Origin of the sequence: Ochrobactrum sp. CGA5 (genome assembly GCF_006345815.1) — a bacterium.
GTDB lineage: Bacteria > Pseudomonadota > Alphaproteobacteria > Rhizobiales > Rhizobiaceae > Brucella.
This window is the reverse complement of the sequence record NZ_VCIG01000003.1, coordinates 1-17,909: the sequence shown is the minus strand read 5'-3', so window position 1 is coordinate 17,909 and position 17,909 is coordinate 1. Positions and strand designations below refer to the sequence as shown.

Sequence of the window (17,909 nt, the reverse complement as noted above, 5' to 3'; positions counted from 1 at the left end):
TCAGCCGGGCTTTTCGGACGCTTATGCTGTGCCGGTCGAACCGAAGCCACCAGCACCGCGCACCGTATCGGTTACTTCCATGCGCTCTTCGATCTTGGGCTGGATGACCGGCGCAAAAATGGCCTGCGCAATACGCATGCCGCGTTCGATGCGAAAATCGTCATCCCCGAGATTGATAAGAAGAACCTTCACCTCGCCGCGGTAGTCGGAATCGATGGTGCCGGGCGTGTTGAGACAGGTGATGCCATTCTTGAAGGCAAGGCCCGAGCGGGGACGAATCTGTACTTCAAAGCCTGCGGGAATCTCAAAGATCAGCCCTGTCGGCACAAGCGTGCGGCGTCCCGGCAGGAGAACGATCTGGCGGTCTTCGGCAACGGCTGCCCGCAGGTCCATGCCAGCCGAACCCGACGTTTCATAGGCCGGAAGTTCAAGGCCTTTCGCATGTTCGAGGCGGATGATGCCGAGCGTTGGCGCTTGAGCGGATGCTACGGTCATGAGGGGGCCTTTCTTGCGAGAAGTTAAGTTGGCGACGCTCATACGTGAAAACCAATAAAAGGTGTACCGTCTATTTGGCGTTTTGCAATGATAGTACCGCACAGGATCATGCAAATTACACCGGCATAGCCTGTCTGGCGTGCAAAAGCCGGTTCGTAGGCCCTTCTGGAACAAATCGCTCATTCGCCTGTTGGACTTTCTGGATCAAGAATGAGGATTAGAAAAATGCCAAGCCCTGAAATGAATAAATGTATCGACGCCTGCCTGGATTGCTATCGCGTTTGCCTCGAAACTGCCTCCAATCACTGCCTTGAAGAAGGCGGTGCGCATGTCGAGCCGAAACATTATCGCATCATGCTGGCTTGTGTTGAAAGCTGTCGGACGGCAGCGCATCTGATGTTGCTTAACACGTCCCTTCACCGAGAAACCTGCGATGCCTGCGCGAAGATTTGTAACGCTTGTGCAGATTCATGCCGCGAGGTTGGCGGTATGGAAAATTGCGTGGAAGTCTGTGAGCGTTGTGCCGCGCTCTGTCGTGAAATGGCCAGCCATTAGAGCATAACCCGACGGGAATGAAACGAGGGTCGACACGACTGCGCCCGAAGTCGAATGAGTTAGAGCGCCGATCCGATTCAACGGAGGGAAACGCGCTCTGAAATACCTTGTTCATTTGTTTGTACGCGGGTTTTTATCCCGAAACGGATTCCCGCTTTCGGGATAAATGCTCCAGTGCCCCGCGCCATTATTCTTTCAGCGGCACCGCAGTCGTTTCCTTGATCTCTTCCATGACGAATGAAGCCGAGACATCCGACAGCGGAACGCTGGCTATCAGCCGCTGATAGAGACGGTCATAGGCTTTGACGTCGGAAACGCGCGCTTTCAGCACATAATCCAGGTCGCCGGTCATGCGATAAACCCCGACGATTTCTGGAAAACGTCCCATAGCACCACGAAACTTCGACAGCCAATCGGGATCATGGCTTGATGTGCGCACGAGAATGAAGACGGACAGGCCGCAACCGGCCATCTCGGCATCAACCAGGGCGACGCGCGCTTTGATGACCCCTTCATCTTCCATACGCTTGACGCGTCGCCAGCAGGCATTGCGGGAAAGATGAACGCGTTCGGACAGAGAATCAACGGATAGGGTGCCGTCAATCTGTAGCTCATCCAAGATTTTTCGATCAATTTCATCTAGAACTGGTTTCATAATGGGATATTTGTCCCACAAAGTCGTAACTATCAAGGATATTTTGAGATTTCATCTCAGGCGTATTTGCTAGAATGATTTTCCAGAAAGGCGCGAAATGCGCCGCATAAGCGGGAACAACTTACTCATTGACGGGAGTATTTCCAATGACCACGCGCATCACACGCCTCTTTACCGAGCACCCTCAGTCGGTTGACGAGACCTATTTCCAGCATATGGCCTTTGCGGGTCGTTTTTCATTCAAGCTTTTTTGTGCGGCATTCGCAGCACTGATCCATGCAATTTTGCCATTTTTGTTCGAGAAGACGGCAAGCACAATCGTTCGCCAGCTTTATGAGCGGACGCATAACCGGGGCCGGTAAGTACCGGATCGCAAATGTGTCGTTGGGCCGCCTATCTCGGACCTGAAACCTATCTGGAAGACATCATATCGTCTCCCTGTCATTCGCTCGTGGCGCAGAGCCACGATGCGCAAGAAGCGAAAACACGTACCAATGGCGACGGTTTCGGTGTCGCCTGGTATGGAGACCGTGACGAGCCAGGGCTTTATCGGGATATTCTTCCTGCATGGTCCGATCAGAATCTACAGAGTCTGGCACGACAGATACGGTCACGCCTTTTTCTCGCGCATGTGCGCGCTTCAACTGGCGGACTGACCAGTCGGTCCAATTGCCATCCCTTTGTTTCGGGGCGCTGGAGCTTTATGCATAATGGTCAGATCGGTCATTTCGACCGGCTGCGCCGCAGGCTGGAAAGCCATTTGAGCGATGAAGTCTATGCGCAAAAGCATGGCGCAACCGATTCTGAGCTGATCTTTCTTCTGATGCTGGAGTTTGGTCTCGACAATGATCCTGTGCTTGCCATGAAACGCATGGTTGAAACCGTCGTTGAGGAGGCGGTGCGTGGCGGCGTGCCGCCATTTCTTCGGCTGACTGCGGCCTTTTCAGATGGCAGCCGACTTTATGCCATCCGCTATGCGACCGACGCATTTGCGCCGACGCTTTATACGGCCACAATGGGCGGAGCGGCCGGTATATGTGTGGTATCTGAGCCACTGGACGGCGAGGCTGCCAATTGGATGGCGGTGCCGGCAAACAGTTTTGTCACTGTTTCCCGGCAAGGACGCATTGTGATTGAAACCTTCGAGGAACCGATCTCTCGACCGCAGGATGCCGCGACAGTTTAGAGCGCTTCTTACTTTATGAGAAAGCCGGTTCCTGCTTTATAGAGGCCTGTTCTAGGCGTTTCCGATCAATATGCCTGCCGCCAGCACAAGGCCGCCGCCTAGAACCACTTGAAGCACAGAGCGGAGGAATGGTGTTTCCATGTAGCGATTCTGGATAAAGGCGATCGCCCAGAGCTCGAAGAACACCAGAATTGCTGCGATGCTTGTCGCGGTCCAGAAATCCTTGATCAGGTAGGGCAAGGTGTGGCCCAGGCCGCCCAGCGTCGTCATGATACCGCAGGACAGGCCGCGCTTGATCGGCGAGCCGCGACCTGACAGCTTGCCATCATCGTGGATCGCTTCGGTGAAGCCCATCGAGATACCGGCACCGACAGAGGCGGACAGGCCAACCAGAAAAGTCTGCCATGTATCTTGCGTGGCAAAGGCGGCTGCGAAGATCGGGGCGAGCGTTGAGACGGAGCCGTCCATCAGGCCAGCAAGTCCCGGCTGGACATAGGTGAGGATGAACTGCTTGCGTTCGGCGGCACGCTCCTCATCCTGCACATCCTCCGGTGTCAGCGTGTGTTCCAGCGATTCGGCCTTGGCGCCATGCTGCTTTTCCTGTTGGGCAAGGTCGCCCAGCAATTTGCGGGTGTCTGCGTCGCTGACCCGCTTTGCAGCCTCGACATAAAACCGGTAGGCCTGTTCCTCCATTTCCGAGGCGGCTTCGCGCACCTTGTCGATGCCAAGCGGACGCACCAGCCAATCCGGCTTGCGATCGTAATAGCCGCTGACATGTTCGCGGCGGATCAGTGGAATCCGGTCGCCAAAGCGGGCCTTGTGGCGTTCGATCAACGCATCGCGGTGCCCGTGTTCTTCCGCTGCCATCTGTTCGAAGATTTTCGCTGATTGCGGAAACTCATCCCGCAGGCCATCGGCATAGGCCAGATAGATGCGTGCATCGTCCTCTTCAGAGGATATGGCGAGGGCAAGGATTTCCTGTTCGGAAAGCGAATCGAAGGGGCGTCGGTCGTTGCGAAAGAATCTGCTCAGCATGTGGGGAATCCAAGATTTAGAATAGTTCTAAAATATGCCTTGGCATCGGTAAGTCAAGTCTTGCAGTGTGGGCACAATTGGCGCATTAAAACGCGGCCCTGAAATGAGGGGGCCATGTCAGCTACCAGATCAAAAGAGAGCTAATCGATGGCATCGACGAATCTCCATGCAAGCAATAGTCCGCGTCCGCTTGACCGGCAGGATTTCCGCACGCTCGGCCTTTCGGCCCTTGGCGGCGCGTTGGAGTTTTACGATTTCATCATTTTCGTATTTTTTGCGAGCGTCATCGGACATCTGTTTTTTCCGCCCGATATGCCGGACTGGCTGGTGCTGATCCAGACTTTCGGTATCTTTGCGGCAGGTTATCTGGTGCGCCCGGTTGGGGGCATCGTGCTGGCGCATTTCGGCGACAAATTTGGCCGCAAGCGCGTCTTTGCCTTCTCGGTATTCCTGATGTCGATTTCCACGCTGGCCATGGCCTGCCTGCCGACCTATGCAACGCTTGGTGTTGGCGCGCCAATCCTGCTGATCGTCTTCCGCATGTTGCAGGGGGCCGCCATTGGCGGCGAAGTGCCGGGCGCCTGGACCTTCGTGGCCGAGCACGTGCCCGCCAATCGCGTTGGCATGGCGTGCGGCTTCCTTTGCTCCGGCCTGACGCTTGGCATCATGATCGGCTCGTTGATCGCGACTGCCATCAACTGGATTTTCACGCCGGAGGAATTGTCCGCCTATGCATGGCGCATTCCGTTCTTCATCGGCGGGATATTCGGCCTGCTGGCCGTTTATCTGCGCCGCTGGCTGGCGGAAACGCCGATCTTTACCGAGATGAAGAACAGCCATTTGCTGAAAGACAAGCTGCCGCTCGGCACCGTTCTGCGCAACCATATGCATGGCGTCATCATTTCCATGTTGCTCACGTGGATACTATCGGCAGGCATCGTTGTCACTACGCTCATGACTGCTACCTTCCTGCAGAAGCTCTATGGTTACACGCCGTTGCAATCGCTTGCCGCAACAAGCTTCGGCACGCTGTTTCTGATGTTCGGCACGGTTGCCGCAGGTGCGATCGTCGATCGTATCGGCAGTGGACGCTTCTTTGCCGTGGCTGGCCTTTTCTTTGGTATCGCGACTTTTGTCTTCTACACCTATGCGGCGGTTTCGCTTCCGGTGCTGTTCGCGCTTTATGCGGTGATGGGGCTTTCTGTCGGCATGGTGGGCGCAGTTCCCTATGTGATGGTGCGCGCCTTTCCCGCTCCTGTTCGCTTCTCAGGCCTGTCGTTTTCCTACAATGTTGCCTATGCGATATTCGGCGGCCTGACGCCAGTGATCGTTACCTCGCTTCTGGCGGTCAACCCGATGGCGCATGCCTGGTATCTGGTGTTCATCGCCGCTTTGACCTGTGGCCTCGGTCTTTATCTGATGGCCCGCAGCGATCAGGTTGAAGGCGAGATCGGCCTGACCGAGCTATCGACCGGCAGCGCTGTTCTGCAGGCGAAGTGAAAAAGGGCCGCGAAAGCGGCCCTTTTTAAAATTCAGTGTGCTGCGAGGCTCGCGACGCTGTGTTCCTTATCGTGGATTGCGAAGCGGTCGATCATATCGGCGCTGGCTTTATTGAAGCCGATAACCGAAACCTCCGTGCCGCTGGAACGATATTTCAGCACCACCTTGTCGAGCGCGCCGACAGAAGTGATGTCCCAAAGATGGGCATGGCTGACATCGATAGTCACCTTCTTCGCAGGTGTCGAAAAATCGAAAGCTGCGATGAAGCTTTGCGCCGAGGCAAAGAAGATCTGGCCCTGAACGGTATAGGTGCGCTCGGTTTCATCCTCATTTATGATTTCGTTTACGCGGAACATCTTTGCGACCTTGCCAGCGAAGAACACACCCGAGAGCAGAACGCCGACCAGAACGCCCTTGGCCAGATCATGGGTGGAAACAACCGTTATAACGGTTGCCAGCATGACGATGGAGGATGACGGCGGATTGCGGCGCAGGTCGAGGATCGAACGCCATGAAAATGTGCCGATTGAGACCATGATCATGACGGCCACAAGGGCTGCCATTGGAATGATCCGTACCAGATCATCAAGAACCAGAATCAGAAACAGCAGAAAAGCGCCTGCAACGAAGGTTGACAGTCTTCCACGACCGCCGGATGAAACATTGATGACCGACTGCCCGATCATGGCGCAACCGCCCATGCCGCCAATCAGCGCCGAGGCGATGTTGCTGGTACCCTGACCGATGCATTCCTGACTTTTGTTGCTGCTGGTATCCGTCATGTCATCGACAATCTGGGCGGTCAACAGCGATTCGAGCAGGCCTACCGCTGCAAGCGTGATCGAGTAGGGCAGGATGATCTGAAGCGTTTCGAGCGTCAGCGGCACTTGCGGTAATGCGAAGACCGGCAATGCAGAGGGCAGTTCGCCGAGATCGCCGACGGTACGCAAATCCATGCCAGTCGTCCATGCAAGCGTGGTGAGTACGGCAATGGCGACGAGCGGCGAGGGGATCACCTTGGTCACGCGCGGAAAGAGGTAGATAATGGCGAGGCCGCCCGCGATCATCCAGTATGTCTCGACCGGAACATGGATGAGTTCCGGTAGCTGAGCCATGAAGATCAGGATCGCCAGCGCATTGACGAAACCCGTGATGACGGAGCGCGAAACGAAGCGCATCAGGCGTCCGAGTTTGAGGAGGCCCGCAAGGATTTGCAGGATGCCCATCAGGATCGTCGCTGCAAAGAGATATTGCAACCCGTGTTCCTTGACGAGTGAGACCATCACCACGGCAGTTGCCGCCGTGGCGGCAGAGATCATGCCGGGACGTCCGCCTGTGAAGGCGGAAACACAGGCAATGGCGAAAGAGGCATAGAGGCCGACCTTGGGGTCAACACCTGCAATAACCGAAAAGCCGATGGCTTCGGGGATAAGGGCAAGCGCTACGACGATGCCGGATAGAATATCGCCGCGAATATTGGAGAACCACTCGCGGCGGTAGGCAGCAAGACGTGTCATTGAATTTTCCGCAAATAGAAGACGGATAGAAATATCCGACTCAACATGGCCGATTGTAAAAATTGGGGATGTTGTTGCGTTGTCTGGCGGATAGGCGGCCAGAAGAGCCACCCGGGCTTTCACCGGGTCCTTGCGAATGGCTCTGTATAAACAAAAACTGTGCAGCAGCGCAATAACCCGCTGCGTTTTGTATTGAGGAGTAACCTTTAGAGTATCTTCTGCATGAAAGTCAGATCGAGCCAGCGTCCGAATTTCTGGCCGACTTGTTTCAATGTGCCGCAATCCTCAAAGCCCTGCGACTTGTGCAGCGCGATGGATGCCGCATTGCCAGCTTCAATGCCCGCCACGAGCACATGGACGTTGCGCTCGCGTGCTTCTTCCACAAGCTCGGCCAGAAGGGAGCGGCCGATGCCGCCGCCGCGTGCATCGCTTGCCACATAGACAGAGAGTTCGGATGAGTGGCGGAAACCTTCAAACGGGCGGAAAGGGCCATAACTCGCATAGCCGACGACCTGTCCCTCACGTTCGGCAACAAGAACCGGAAAACCGTCACGATTGCGGTTTTTGAGCCATTCACGACGGTTTTCCAGATCGACAAGTGTGTCATTCCAGATAGCGAGTGTGTTCTCGACCGCATCATTATAGATCGCAAGCAGGACGGGGAGGTCAGCTTCACATGCGTGGCGTATAGTGAGGGTCATTTCAAAGGCCTTTATAGAAGAGTGTGGTCGCGCAGGGGCTACCATCCGGATAAAGCGCGTAGTTTGGAATGACGCCAACCCGTTCCCAGCCGAGATGTGTATAGATTGCCTCCGCCGGACTTCCCGTAGCCGTGTCAAGGCAGATAAGTGTTTTTTGATGGCGTCGTGCTTCTTCCTCAGCGGTTTGCATCAGTTGGCGCGCAAGGCCAAGACCTCGCGCCTTGCGGTGGATCAGCAGTTTTTTCAGATCTGTGCGGTGCGGCTGATTGGGCATTTGTGACAGGCCGAGCTGCACCGTGCCGACGATTTCGCCATCATGTTCGGCAACTATCAATAACGTATCGGCGCTTTCGACTTCCTGCGCCACACGTGTCCAATAAGGCACGAAATTTAGTGGCTCGCATGGTGCCATGAAACCGACCGATGCGCCGCCTTTAACACAGTCGGCGATGATTTCGGCAAGTGCGGGGATGGCAGCTTTGGCTTCTTCGAAATTGAGAACGCGAATCATGCTTATTGCTTTCAAAGATTATTGCGGCGTTCGAGTACGATTGCATAGCGAGCTGCCACCGTACCGGGATTATGGAATGTGATGCCTTCAACGAGCGGCATGTAAAGACAGTCGCCGGTGTGCAACTGGTAAGCGGTTTCTCCAACCGTGATTTCCATTTGGCCATTCAGGAGCCATAAATGCTGCGTGATGCCTGCATTGGCTGCTTGTGGCGCGAAGGCTACTTTTGCGCCTGCGGGAAATTCGACCTCGATTATATCGATGTTCGATCCGGTTCCCGGTGGTGAAACCGATCGCCGGATATAACCTGTATCCGGATCGCGCCAGACCGGCTGGCGGTCAAGTGTCAGCAGGGGAGAGAGCGGCGCTTCCGTATCGGCAAAAAAGGCTGAAAGCGATGTGCCGAGGGCTGCACAAATGCGGGCGAGCAACTGCGCTGTCGGACTGGTTTCGCCACGCTCGATACGCGAGATCATTGCACGGCTGACACCTGACGCATCGCCAAGCATTTCCAGTGTCATACCTTGCGCAATACGCAGGCGGCGCAGGTTTTCGCCAATAGCGGTGTCGAGATGCCCGATTAAATTTTCCATTATATTAGAATTAATATCTATTATAATGGAGTCAAGCGCTATCTTGGATAGAAGGCAAAAGAATACGGCGGGATTTCTCCCGCCGCAATTAAACTTATTTGCGCCTATTTATGTCAGCCTTGCGCCTTTAATTCGAGGCGACGGCGATGCAGGACCGGCTCGGTGTAGCCGTTTGGCTGTTCGCGACCCTTGAAGACCAGATCGCAGGCAGCCTGGAAAGCAATCGATTTGTCGAAGTCGGCGGCCATCGGGCGATAAAGTGGATCACCTTCGTTCTGCTTGTCTACGACGGCGGCCATGCGCTTCATGGTTTCCATGACCTGCGCTTCCGAAACAACGCCGTGATAGAGCCAGTTTGCGATATGCTGTGCAGAAATACGCAGCGTTGCGCGGTCTTCCATCAAGCCGACATTGTTGATGTCCGGCACTTTCGAGCAGCCAACACCCTGATCGACCCAGCGCACGACATAGCCGAGAATACCTTGCGCGTTGTTGTCGATTTCGTGCTGGATGTCTTCCGGTGTCCAGTTTGGGCGCGTTGCGACCGGTACCGACATAATATCGTCGAGTTTGGCGCGCGGGCGGCTTTTGAGTTTCTCCTGAACCGCTGCCACATCAACCTGATGATAGTGGGTGGCGTGCAAGGTTGCAGCGGTTGGTGATGGAACCCATGCAGTGTTCGCACCGGCTTTTGGATGGGCGATCTTCTGTTCCAGCATTGCAGCCATCAGGTCTGGCATGGCCCACATGCCCTTGCCGATCTGCGCATGGCCGGAAAGGCCACATTCAAGGCCGATATCGACATTCCACTGTTCGTAGGCGCCGATCCATGCGGCCTGCTTCATGTCGCCCTTGCGAATCATCGGACCAGCTTCCATCGAGGTGTGGATCTCATCACCCGTGCGGTCGAGGAAGCCGGTATTGATGAAGACGACACGTTCCTTCGCAGCGCGAATCGCTTCCTTGAGGTTGACCGTGGTGCGGCGCTCTTCATCCATGATGCCGATTTTAAGGGTGTTCGGCTTCATGCCGAGCAGTTCTTCGGTACGGGTAAAGATTTCGTTGGCGAATGCCACTTCTTCCGGCCCGTGCATCTTCGGCTTGACGATATAGACCGAACCTTCGCGCGAATTCATGTGACGGCCATTCGGGCCGATATCGTGCAGCGCAATCAGGCTGGTGAAGGCTGCGTCCATGATGCCTTCCGGCACTTCATTGCCTTCGCCATCGAGAATAGCCGGGTTGGTCATCAGGTGGCCGACGTTGCGGACCAGCATCAGGGAGCGGCCCTTGAGCGTCAGCGTGGAACCATCGGCAGCCTTGTAGGTGCGGTCACCGTTGAGGCGGCGGGTCATCTGCCTGCCGTTCTTCTCGAACGTGTCTTCCAGCTTGCCGTTCATCAGGCCAAGCCAGTTGCGATAGACGGCAATCTTGTCTTCGGCATCGACGGCTGCAATCGAATCTTCGCAATCCTGGATCGTGCTGACGGCCGATTCCAGAATCATATCGGCAATATGGGCCGGATCGGTCTTGCCGATCGGATGGTCCGCATTGACGACGATGTCGACATGCATGTTGTTCTTGGCCAGCAGCACGTTGGTCGGTGCGTCGGCATCGCCGTTATAACCCTTGAACTGGCTTTCATCCTTCAGCGTCGTTGCAGAACCGCCTGTGAGCTTGATTTCAAGCTTGCCATCCTGCACGGCAAGACCGGCAACATCGGCCCATTTGCCGACGCTAAGCGGTGCGCTTTCGTCGAGAAAATTCTTCGCCCAGGCGATAACTTTTTCGCCACGTTTCGGATTGTAGCCTTTGCCCTTTTCCGCGCCATCGGCATCGGAAATCGCATCGGTGCCGTAAAGCGCATCATAGAGCGAGCCCCAGCGCGCATTGGCAGCATTGAGGGCATAGCGTGCATTCATGACCGGAACGACAAGCTGCGGGCCAGCGATATGCATGATTTCCGGGTCGACATTGGCGGTCGAAACCTTGAACTCGCCGCCTTCCGGCAGGAGATAGCCAATGTCCTTCAAAAACTGCTGATAATCAGCCTGCGAATAGCCTTTGTCGCGATTGTCTTTATACCAGGCGTCGATCTTGGCCTGAAGCTCGTCACGCTTGGCGAGAAGAGCGCGGTTCTTCGGCGCGAGATCGCGAACGATGGCCGCAAAGCCTTTCCAGAACTTTTCCGGCTCTATACCGGTTCCGGGGGCTGCTTCCGTAGCAAGGAACTCCACCAATTCAGGGGCAACGCGCAAGCCTTCAATCTCAACGTAATTACCGGCTTTCTGAGAAACCATGGCTTCGCCTCCTTCAAAATAAAAAAATACCGCCAGTGTCTTTCAACACCAGCCATTAAGATGCCTTTGAACCGCTTTAGCGCCCTTTCGTCAATCGGTGTGCGGGCACATCATCTGTGACGTTGTGGCGAAAATCGCTTTCATAGCTTTAGACTCAGGACCCATTAATTTGATGAAAATGGTACCTGAAATGACAGGAGCTGCAAGGAAGATGCGAAGAACGGGGTGTTTCCCCTACTCGAGCAGCTTGACGCAGCAGATCGCCAGTTCATTTCGGTGTCCAAAGGATGTGGCCCATCCATCAGGCTGTTTTGTCGAAAAAACTCGAAAATAAACCATATTTCCTTCGCCTTTTCTCCTCGTATCCCAATGGATGGCCTCACACCATTTCCGTCAAATTAATGGGTCCTGAGCCTAACTTGGCGCGAATATCGTTAGGCGTAAAGCCCTGTTCGCGCAGGCTTGCGAGTGCGGTATCCTTGCGGCTTTTGGAGAGTTTTAGGCCATCATCACCCAACACCAGATCGTGATGGTGATAAAGCGGCTCGGGCAGGCCGAGAAGTTTTTGCAGCAGCCGGTGCACGGAGGTTGCATGAAACAGATCGCGCCCACGTACGATATGCGTAATTCCTTGCAGCGCATCATCCACCACTACGGAAAGGTGATAGCTGGTCGGCGTATCCTTGCGTGCAATGACTACGTCGCCCCAGCGGGATGGATCGGCGGCAATGCGTCCGGTTTCGCCATCTGGACCCGCGCCGCTTTCGTTCCAGAAGAGCGGTTCGCCTGCGGCGGCGATTGCTCCAAGCGCTTTGTCTATATTGAGCCGCCACGCATAGGACATGCCCGACGCGATGCGTTCCATCTGTTCCTTTTCAGTCAGATCGCGCTCGTCCCGCGGATAAAGTGGCGTTCCATCCGGGTCGGCAGGCCAGTCCGTGCCCTTGGCGTGAGCTTCGCCGATTCGCTCGCGAACTTCGCCTCGGCTGAGGAAGGCTGGATAGACAAGGCCCTTATCGGCAAGTCTGGTAAGGGCGTTGCGATATTCGCTGAAATGCTCCGACTGGCGGCGCACAGGAGTTTCCCATGTCAGGCCAAGCCAGTGGAGATCGTCGTAAATGCCTTGTTCCAGGGCTGGTGTGCACCGTGCTGTGTCGATATCTTCCATACGCAGCAGGAAGCGTCCGTTGCTCTTTCGCGCCATGTCTGCGTTCAGAAGAGCTGAATAGGCATGGCCCAGGTGAAGCTGGCCATTGGGGCTCGGGGCAAAGCGGAACACAGGTACGGTCATGGTGTTTGAGTTTCAATCTCAGTTGCCGGTGTCAGTTGAATGTCATCTGATTCGATTGGTACGTTGTGCATCCAGAGAATGAAAGGCCAGACGATGCGGCGGATCGATACATTGAGTGATCTTGAGGCAGGCCTGGAGGCTTTGGTTCTCGCCGATATTCGGCTGGCGGATATTCGCAGCCGTTCCCACCAGATACCGCTTCGCAGGTCTCAGCCGGGGTTTGAAAGTCTCGCCTCTATTATCGTTGCGCAACAGGTTTCAACGGCGAGTGCGAGCGCCATATGGGCGCGGTTCAGGCAGGTGATCGATCCGATGACACCGCAAGCCTATATTGCAGGCGGGGAAGAGGCATGGCGTTTCGCCGGGCTTTCCCGTCCCAAGCAGAGAACGCTGTTTGCCTTGAGTGAAGCTTTGACACAAGGGGCAATCGATTTGCATGGGCTTTGCGATTTGCCCGCCGAGGAAGCAATCAAGGCTTTGACTGCCATCAAGGGCATTGGTCCGTGGACGGCCGAAGTCTATCTTCTGTTTGCGGCTGGGCATCCTGATGTGTTTCCGGCGGGCGATGTTGCGCTGCAAACGGCTGTCGGCCACGCCTTCGCCCATGAGACCCGACCTGATGCGGTTACACTTCGCAAGCTCGCGGAAGATTGGGCACCATGGCGCGGTGTGGCGGCGCGTTTGTTCTGGGCTTACTATGCGGCGATCAAGGGACGCGAAGCTGCGCCGCTTCTGTAAAACTTGCGTGTTTCCCGGGGCATAAATGCGTTTCCGCTTCACAATCCTGTCACGTCGGGCTTACATTATCCACATCGGCTGATGATGGAATTTCGATTCGCAGAAGCTTGATTTTCTGCTGATTGCAGTCCCGTCCTCACGAGGTTGGAGCGTCGTTGTTGCGCCCAAAACGGACGCGCGGCGCTTTGATGAAAGCGCAATTCCGCATGGAGAGCCATTTCGCCCTTTTTCGGAGTTGCTCTGAAGGAGGTGCGCCCTTGACTGTTGCCGTCTCACCCAGAACCGTTTCGACCAGTGGTTTGCCCGCGCTGGTTCTGAATGCGGATTACCGTCCGCTCAGCTATTATCCACTGTCGCTCTGGTCTTGGCAGGATGCGATCAAGGCTGTGTTTCTGGAACGCGTGAACATCGTCGCGGAATACGATCACATCGTTTCCTCACCGTCGTTTTCCATGCGCGTTCCGAGCGTGATTTGCCTGAAGGATTATGTGAAGCCTCCACGCTATCCCGCATTTACGCGCTTCAACGTTTTCTTGCGTGATCGTTTCGAGTGTCAGTATTGCGGCTCGCCGCATGACCTGACCTTTGATCACGTTACCCCGCGTTGCCATGGCGGCGAGACGACGTGGGAAAATGTGGTCGCCGCCTGTTCACCATGCAATCTGCGCAAGGGCGGCATGATGCCTGCCGTCGCGCATATGTGGCCGCGTCAGAAGCCCGTCCAGCCCACGGTGCAGGATCTGCATAAGAACGGGCGTCTTTTCCCACCCAACCACCTTCATGAAAGCTGGCTCGATTTTCTGTACTGGGATGTCGAACTGGAGCCTTAACCCCTCAGAATTCGCTCTTACTTCCCACCTTTTGCAAAAGCGCCGTAGTAGCCGATAGCTGCAAAAAGCAAGCTTGCGACGACATTCCATCCGGCAAAGGACAGGCCGAGGAAGAAGCCGGGCGCACTGTCGCATGCTGGTGGACGGGTCGCGTTGAGATCACCGAGCAGATTGCCTGCATCGAGTGTGATTTTCATCGTGGCTGCACTGCAATCCGCCGGGCCAGGCCAGTATTTCAGTTCTACGCCGGTATGGTAGATAGCGAGCGCCAGTCCGAACGTCATCAGCAGCGCGCCAATCAGAATAAGGCCGCGTATCAGGATCGGCGGCCATTTCAAGGCGTAAGATACCCAGGCCGCGGCCAGAACCGGAACGCCGAGATAATAGGGCGTGCGCTGCTCCAGGCAGAGCTTGCAGGGCATAAAGCCGGCCAGATGTTCGAAGCCCAGCGCAGTGCCGACAGTTGCGGCAAGGCCGATGGTCATGACGCCTGCGGTCCACACCTGTGTTTTGCCGACCGGATTATTGAGTGCAAAGGCCATATGGGATTCCCTGAAGCGGCTGTTTAGATAAACCTAAGCGAAAAAACTGGCCTGTCTCCAAGCAATTTATTTTGACCGAGTTTGGGCGATCTGCTCAGGCATGAAGATATTTCACAGCAAAGAAGAGCGCGATCAAGACAACGGCCACGAGACTTGCGATCAGCCCAAGACGCTTTTCGATGAACGCACGGATCGGTTCGCCATAACGGCGCAGCAGCCAAGCCAGGAAATAGAAGCGGGCACCGCGCGCGACGATGGCCGATGCTATGAACAGCCAGATATTGATGCCGGCTGCGCCGGACAGGATCGTCACCACCTTGATCGGCGGCAGATGCGCGAGGCCGGAGGTTATCAGCATCAATAGTATTGCATCGGCGCTGGTCGTGCCTCGCAATTGCTCGAATGTGTCCAGTTTGCCGTACATTTCGAGCACCGGTTTGGCGATTTGTTCATAGGCATGGTAGCCGAGATACCAGCCTGCAATGCCGCCGAGGACGGACGAAACCGTCGCGATGAAGGCGTAACGCCAGGCGCGTTCGGGCCGGGCAAGCGCCATAGGCAGAAACAGAACGTCGGCGGGCACCAGAAAAACAGAGCTTTCTACAAAAGCGATAATAGCAAGCCACCATTCGGCGGATTTTCTTGCGGCAAGCGAAATCGTCCAGTCGTAAAGGCGGCGTAGCATATATTTTCCGGATTATTGGCGGGCAAACACCCACGGATTGTTTGCACCGTCTATAAATAAAAAAAATGGCGCAAACAATGCGCGCCATCTTCTTTGATGCTGATCACCGTGGAACGGTATTGCGACAGCAATTTCTAGCGCTTGAAAGCGCTGCAGATATACTTGGTCTCGAGATATTCCTCGATGCCGTATTTAGAACCCTCGCGACCGAGACCAGACTGCTTCACGCCGCCAAACGGCGCGACTTCGTTGGAGATCAGGCCGGTATTGTGGCCAACCATGCCGTATTCAAGCCCTTCGCTCACGCGGATCGCACGGCTGAAATTCTCCGTATAGAAGTAGGCCGCCAAACCGAAAATTGTGTCATTCGCCATGGCGATGACTTCTTCTTCCGTGTCGAAGGCGAAAAGGGGCGCAAGAGGGCCGAAGGTTTCTTCCCTGGCGACCAACATGTCCGAGGTGACGCCGGTCAAAATGCCCGGTTCAAAAAACAGGCCACCCAGTTCTTTACCGCCTGCGATGAGCTTTGCACCCTTTGATACGGCATCTTCAATATGCGCCTTGACCTTGGCGATGGCTTTATCTTCGATCATCGGGCCGATAACGACGCCCGGTTCTGTGCCGTTGCCGACCTTGAGTTCCTTGACCTTGGCCGCGAGCTTTTCGGCAAATTTGTCGTAAACCCCGCGCTGCACATAGATGCGGTTGGCGCAAACACAGGTCTGGCCTGCATTGCGATACTTGGAAATCATGGCGCCGTCGACGGCCGCGTCCAGATCGGCATCATCGAAGACGATGAACGGCGCATTGCCGCCAAGTTCCAGCGAGATGCGCTTGATGGTCGGCGCGCATTGCGCCATCAACAGGCGGCCAACTTCGGTTGAGCCTGTGAAGGAGAGCTTGCGCACAATGTCATTGCTGGTGAGCTCGGCACCGATTTCACGGGCCTTGCCGGTAACAATCTGGAGAACACCTGCCGGAATACCTGCCCTTTCCGCGAGGACACCGAGGGCCAATGCCGTCAGCGGGGTCAGGTCGGCAGGACGCACGATCATGGTGCAGCCTGCGGCAAGGGCAGGCGCGGCCTTGCGGGTAATCATAGCCGCGGGAAAATTCCATGGGGTAATTGCGGCGGTGACGCCGACCGGCTGACGGATGACAGTCAGCCGTTGTCCGGGCTGCGGGGCAGGGATGGTGTCACCATAAACACGCTTTGCTTCTTCAGCGAACCATTCGATAAACGATGCCGCATAGAGAACTTCACCACGCGCCTCTGTAAGCGGCTTGCCCTGTTCCGATGTCATGATAAGAGCAATATCGTCAGCATTGGCAACGATGAGATCGAACCATTTGCGCAGGATCGCGGCGCGCTCCTTGGCCGTCTTGGAGGCCCATGCCGGAAAAGCCTTCGCTGAAGCGTCGATGACGTCCTTGATGGTCGCGACAGAAAGGGAGGGAACCGTGCCGATGACAGAACCGTCCGCCGGATTGGTCACCTCAATCGTCGTGCCATCCGTGGCGTCTATCCAGCGCCCATCAACAAGGCATTGCGATTTGAGCAGTGAGGGGTCTTTCAAAGCGAGCATATCGATGTTCCATCCCAGTCTTGCAGAGAAAGCTTGTTCAGTATATTGAACAGCTTACGATATTTTGAATTAAACAGACCGTAGCACCCAAAGTCAAACGGTTAATCGGGCGGTCGAACAGGTGAACGGCAGAAGCTATGACGAAAACGGTGAGCAACGAAGAGAGTTCCCAGAAGCTGGTTCCGGCGGTAATGCGTGCCGCTCAAATCCTAGATCAGGTTGCGCAATCCGTTCACGAAAGCGGCAAAGGATCTGCGGACGGGCTCAAGCTTTCCGATCTGGCCCGTCGGACCGGCTTGCCGAAAAGCAGTGTGCACGGGCTTTGCCAGACACTGGTGCATCTCAAACTGCTGAAGCTCAACGGTGACGGAAGTTTCACGATGGGCGCGCAATCGGTGCGCTGGGCCAACGTGTTCATGGCGGGCAGCGACATAGTCGATGCATTTCACGAAGCTGTTGCGGAGGCGGATGGGCTGGGAGCGCATACATTGACGCTCTCGCATCTCGAAGGGCCGGATGTCATTTATCTTTCGTGCCGCAACTCGACCGCGCCTCTGGGAATCACATTTCGCATCGGCATGCGCGTACCCGCTGTCTTTACCGCGACTGGCAAAGCCATGCTGGCCGCCATGTCGCCGCAGGAACTGGCGCGTCATCTGCCATCCGCATGGCCGGAGCTGATCACACCGGCCAGCGCCCCTTCGCTCAAGGTGTTGGAAACGGAGATGGCCGAGGCGAAAACAAGGGGCTATTCGCTGGATAATGGCCAGTTGCGCGAAGGCATGTTCTGTATTGGCGCTGCGATCTGCGATCGGCCTTTCCATCCAACTGCCGGTATTGCTCTGTCCATGATGGCAGCAGAGGCCCGTCCTGAGATTATTGAGGATATGGGCAAGCGAGTGCGCGCACTCGCAGATGATGTGGCCAACCGTATGGGATGGCTCTCAGCCTGAAGCGGATGGCCGCTATATATAAAGATTAGGGGCGGACATTATTGTATAGCTGGTCTGTGGAAAGAATTTTTGGGAAAAGTATGGATTATCCGTTGACAGTTTTGTTTAGTGGGGTCTATATGGCGCCACAACGATGGCGGCGACGCTGCTAGCGGCAGGTTGATGCGTCCATGTTGTTGGTTGAAAGGGTTGGGTTTATACTTGGCTTGAGTAGATTTTGCGCATTGACGGGGCTT

19 protein-coding genes and 1 other annotated feature are annotated in these 17,909 nt (G+C 55.6%); of the genes, 7 read left to right on the top strand and 12 right to left on the bottom strand.

What is annotated here, in order from left to right; translation table 11 throughout:
* Positions 1–21: 21 nt before the first annotated feature.
* A complete protein-coding gene (dut, locus tag FJQ48_RS02910; RefSeq protein WP_139973722.1) occupies positions 22–495 on the bottom strand; it encodes a dUTP diphosphatase in 474 nt (157 codons plus the stop codon).
* A gap of 225 nt (positions 496–720) precedes the next feature.
* On the opposite strand from dut, the gene FJQ48_RS22635 reads away from it, so the two are divergent.
* Positions 721–1,050 (top strand): four-helix bundle copper-binding protein, encoded by a 330-nt coding sequence (locus FJQ48_RS22635; RefSeq protein WP_247870287.1) that lies wholly within the window; start codon positions 721–723, stop codon positions 1,048–1,050.
* 187 nt (positions 1,051–1,237) lie between these two features.
* Here the strand turns inward: FJQ48_RS22635 and FJQ48_RS02900 are convergent, their stop codons facing one another.
* Complete coding sequence (locus FJQ48_RS02900; RefSeq protein ID WP_139973721.1) at positions 1,238–1,705, bottom strand: Lrp/AsnC family transcriptional regulator; 468 nt, start codon at positions 1,703–1,705, stop codon at positions 1,238–1,240.
* 146 nt (positions 1,706–1,851) lie between these two features.
* Between FJQ48_RS02900 and FJQ48_RS02895 the strand changes: the two genes are divergently transcribed.
* Both FJQ48_RS02895 and FJQ48_RS02890 read left to right on the top strand, forming a co-directional pair.
* Complete coding sequence (locus FJQ48_RS02895; protein WP_139973720.1) at positions 1,852–2,067, top strand: DUF6356 family protein; 216 nt, start codon at positions 1,852–1,854, stop codon at positions 2,065–2,067.
* Between the two features lie 14 nt (positions 2,068–2,081).
* On the top strand, positions 2,082–2,891 hold the full coding sequence (locus tag FJQ48_RS02890; RefSeq protein ID WP_139973719.1) for a class II glutamine amidotransferase: 810 nt from the start codon (positions 2,082–2,084) through the stop codon (positions 2,889–2,891).
* Positions 2,892–2,942: 51 nt separating this feature from the next.
* Here FJQ48_RS02890 and mbfA read toward each other — a convergent pair whose 3' ends face one another.
* Positions 2,943–3,926: an iron exporter MbfA gene (mbfA, locus tag FJQ48_RS02885; RefSeq protein ID WP_139973718.1), complete on the bottom strand. Its 984-nt coding sequence runs from the start codon at positions 3,924–3,926 to the stop codon at positions 2,943–2,945.
* A gap of 147 nt (positions 3,927–4,073) precedes the next feature.
* On the opposite strand from mbfA, the gene FJQ48_RS02880 reads away from it, so the two are divergent.
* Entirely contained in the window at positions 4,074–5,426 is a 1,353-nt protein-coding gene (locus tag FJQ48_RS02880) for an MFS transporter (RefSeq protein WP_139973717.1), read from the top strand.
* Positions 5,427–5,458: 32 nt separating this feature from the next.
* Here FJQ48_RS02880 and FJQ48_RS02875 read toward each other — a convergent pair whose 3' ends face one another.
* From FJQ48_RS02875 to gluQRS, 6 genes are all read right to left on the bottom strand, one after another.
* Positions 5,459–6,943: a SulP family inorganic anion transporter gene (locus tag FJQ48_RS02875; RefSeq protein ID WP_139973716.1), complete on the bottom strand. Its 1,485-nt coding sequence runs from the start codon at positions 6,941–6,943 to the stop codon at positions 5,459–5,461.
* Between the two features lie 77 nt (positions 6,944–7,020).
* Positions 7,021–7,076 (bottom strand) — a sequence feature (sul1 is cis-regulatory element that is thought to sense ions involved in sulfur or methionine metabolism; They are found in Alphaproteobacteria).
* Between the two features lie 73 nt (positions 7,077–7,149).
* The gene (locus tag FJQ48_RS02870) at positions 7,150–7,644 is read right to left on the bottom strand and encodes a GNAT family N-acetyltransferase (RefSeq protein ID WP_139973715.1); all 495 of its coding nucleotides are present in this window, start codon (positions 7,642–7,644) and stop codon (positions 7,150–7,152) included.
* A gap of 1 nt (position 7,645) precedes the next feature.
* Positions 7,646–8,161 (bottom strand): GNAT family N-acetyltransferase, encoded by a 516-nt coding sequence (locus FJQ48_RS02865; RefSeq protein WP_139973880.1) that lies wholly within the window; start codon positions 8,159–8,161, stop codon positions 7,646–7,648.
* Positions 8,162–8,166: 5 nt separating this feature from the next.
* Positions 8,167–8,748, bottom strand: a complete 582-nt coding sequence (locus FJQ48_RS02860; RefSeq protein ID WP_139973714.1) for an XRE family transcriptional regulator — start codon at positions 8,746–8,748, stop codon at positions 8,167–8,169.
* Between the two features lie 113 nt (positions 8,749–8,861).
* Positions 8,862–11,048, bottom strand: coding sequence for a malate synthase G (locus FJQ48_RS02855; protein ID WP_139973713.1), 2,187 nt, complete (start codon positions 11,046–11,048; stop codon positions 8,862–8,864).
* Positions 11,049–11,427: 379 nt separating this feature from the next.
* Positions 11,428–12,339, bottom strand: coding sequence for a tRNA glutamyl-Q(34) synthetase GluQRS (gene gluQRS, locus FJQ48_RS02850; protein ID WP_139973712.1), 912 nt, complete (start codon positions 12,337–12,339; stop codon positions 11,428–11,430).
* A gap of 93 nt (positions 12,340–12,432) precedes the next feature.
* Here gluQRS and FJQ48_RS02845 point away from each other — a divergent pair, with 93 nt between their 5' ends.
* Positions 12,433–13,077, top strand: a complete 645-nt coding sequence (locus FJQ48_RS02845) for a DNA-3-methyladenine glycosylase (protein WP_139973879.1) — start codon at positions 12,433–12,435, stop codon at positions 13,075–13,077.
* 257 nt (positions 13,078–13,334) lie between these two features.
* Complete coding sequence (locus FJQ48_RS02840) at positions 13,335–13,907, top strand: HNH endonuclease (RefSeq protein ID WP_139973711.1); 573 nt, start codon at positions 13,335–13,337, stop codon at positions 13,905–13,907.
* A gap of 17 nt (positions 13,908–13,924) precedes the next feature.
* Here FJQ48_RS02840 and FJQ48_RS02835 read toward each other — a convergent pair whose 3' ends face one another.
* From FJQ48_RS02835 to FJQ48_RS02825, 3 genes are all read right to left on the bottom strand, one after another.
* Positions 13,925–14,449, bottom strand: coding sequence for a disulfide bond formation protein B (locus FJQ48_RS02835; protein ID WP_139973710.1), 525 nt, complete (start codon positions 14,447–14,449; stop codon positions 13,925–13,927).
* Between the two features lie 94 nt (positions 14,450–14,543).
* Positions 14,544–15,134 carry a YqaA family protein gene (locus tag FJQ48_RS02830; protein ID WP_139973709.1) on the bottom strand — a complete coding sequence of 197 codons (591 nt, stop codon included), beginning with the start codon at positions 15,132–15,134 and terminating at the stop codon, positions 14,544–14,546.
* Positions 15,135–15,268: 134 nt separating this feature from the next.
* The gene (locus FJQ48_RS02825) at positions 15,269–16,720 is read right to left on the bottom strand and encodes an NAD-dependent succinate-semialdehyde dehydrogenase (RefSeq protein WP_139973708.1); all 1,452 of its coding nucleotides are present in this window, start codon (positions 16,718–16,720) and stop codon (positions 15,269–15,271) included.
* Positions 16,721–16,857: 137 nt separating this feature from the next.
* Here FJQ48_RS02825 and FJQ48_RS02820 point away from each other — a divergent pair, with 137 nt between their 5' ends.
* Positions 16,858–17,673 carry an IclR family transcriptional regulator gene (locus FJQ48_RS02820; RefSeq protein WP_139973707.1) on the top strand — a complete coding sequence of 272 codons (816 nt, stop codon included), beginning with the start codon at positions 16,858–16,860 and terminating at the stop codon, positions 17,671–17,673.
* The last annotated feature ends 236 nt before the right edge of the window (positions 17,674–17,909 follow it).

Bases quoted from the DNA above. Each gene is read 5' to 3' on its own strand.
- dut (WP_139973722.1), bottom strand. From the start codon at position 495: ATGACCGTAGCATCCGCTCAAGCGCCAACGCTCGGCATCATCCGCCTC.
- FJQ48_RS22635 (WP_247870287.1), top strand. From the start codon at position 721: ATGCCAAGCCCTGAAATGAATAAATGTATCGACGCCTGCCTGGATTGC.
- FJQ48_RS02900 (WP_139973721.1), bottom strand. From the start codon at position 1,705: ATGAAACCAGTTCTAGATGAAATTGATCGAAAAATCTTGGATGAGCTA.
- FJQ48_RS02895 (WP_139973720.1), top strand. From the start codon at position 1,852: ATGACCACGCGCATCACACGCCTCTTTACCGAGCACCCTCAGTCGGTT.
- FJQ48_RS02890 (WP_139973719.1), top strand. From the start codon at position 2,082: ATGTGTCGTTGGGCCGCCTATCTCGGACCTGAAACCTATCTGGAAGAC.
- mbfA (WP_139973718.1), bottom strand. From the start codon at position 3,926: ATGCTGAGCAGATTCTTTCGCAACGACCGACGCCCCTTCGATTCGCTT.
- FJQ48_RS02880 (WP_139973717.1), top strand. From the start codon at position 4,074: ATGGCATCGACGAATCTCCATGCAAGCAATAGTCCGCGTCCGCTTGAC.
- FJQ48_RS02875 (WP_139973716.1), bottom strand. From the start codon at position 6,943: ATGACACGTCTTGCTGCCTACCGCCGCGAGTGGTTCTCCAATATTCGC.
- FJQ48_RS02870 (WP_139973715.1), bottom strand. From the start codon at position 7,644: ATGACCCTCACTATACGCCACGCATGTGAAGCTGACCTCCCCGTCCTG.
- FJQ48_RS02860 (WP_139973714.1), bottom strand. From the start codon at position 8,748: ATGGAAAATTTAATCGGGCATCTCGACACCGCTATTGGCGAAAACCTG.
- FJQ48_RS02855 (WP_139973713.1), bottom strand. From the start codon at position 11,048: ATGGTTTCTCAGAAAGCCGGTAATTACGTTGAGATTGAAGGCTTGCGC.
- gluQRS (WP_139973712.1), bottom strand. From the start codon at position 12,339: ATGACCGTACCTGTGTTCCGCTTTGCCCCGAGCCCCAATGGCCAGCTT.
- FJQ48_RS02845 (WP_139973879.1), top strand. From the start codon at position 12,433: ATGCGGCGGATCGATACATTGAGTGATCTTGAGGCAGGCCTGGAGGCT.
- FJQ48_RS02835 (WP_139973710.1), bottom strand. From the start codon at position 14,449: ATGGCCTTTGCACTCAATAATCCGGTCGGCAAAACACAGGTGTGGACC.
- FJQ48_RS02830 (WP_139973709.1), bottom strand. From the start codon at position 15,134: ATGCTACGCCGCCTTTACGACTGGACGATTTCGCTTGCCGCAAGAAAA.
- FJQ48_RS02825 (WP_139973708.1), bottom strand. From the start codon at position 16,720: ATGCTCGCTTTGAAAGACCCCTCACTGCTCAAATCGCAATGCCTTGTT.
- FJQ48_RS02820 (WP_139973707.1), top strand. From the start codon at position 16,858: ATGACGAAAACGGTGAGCAACGAAGAGAGTTCCCAGAAGCTGGTTCCG.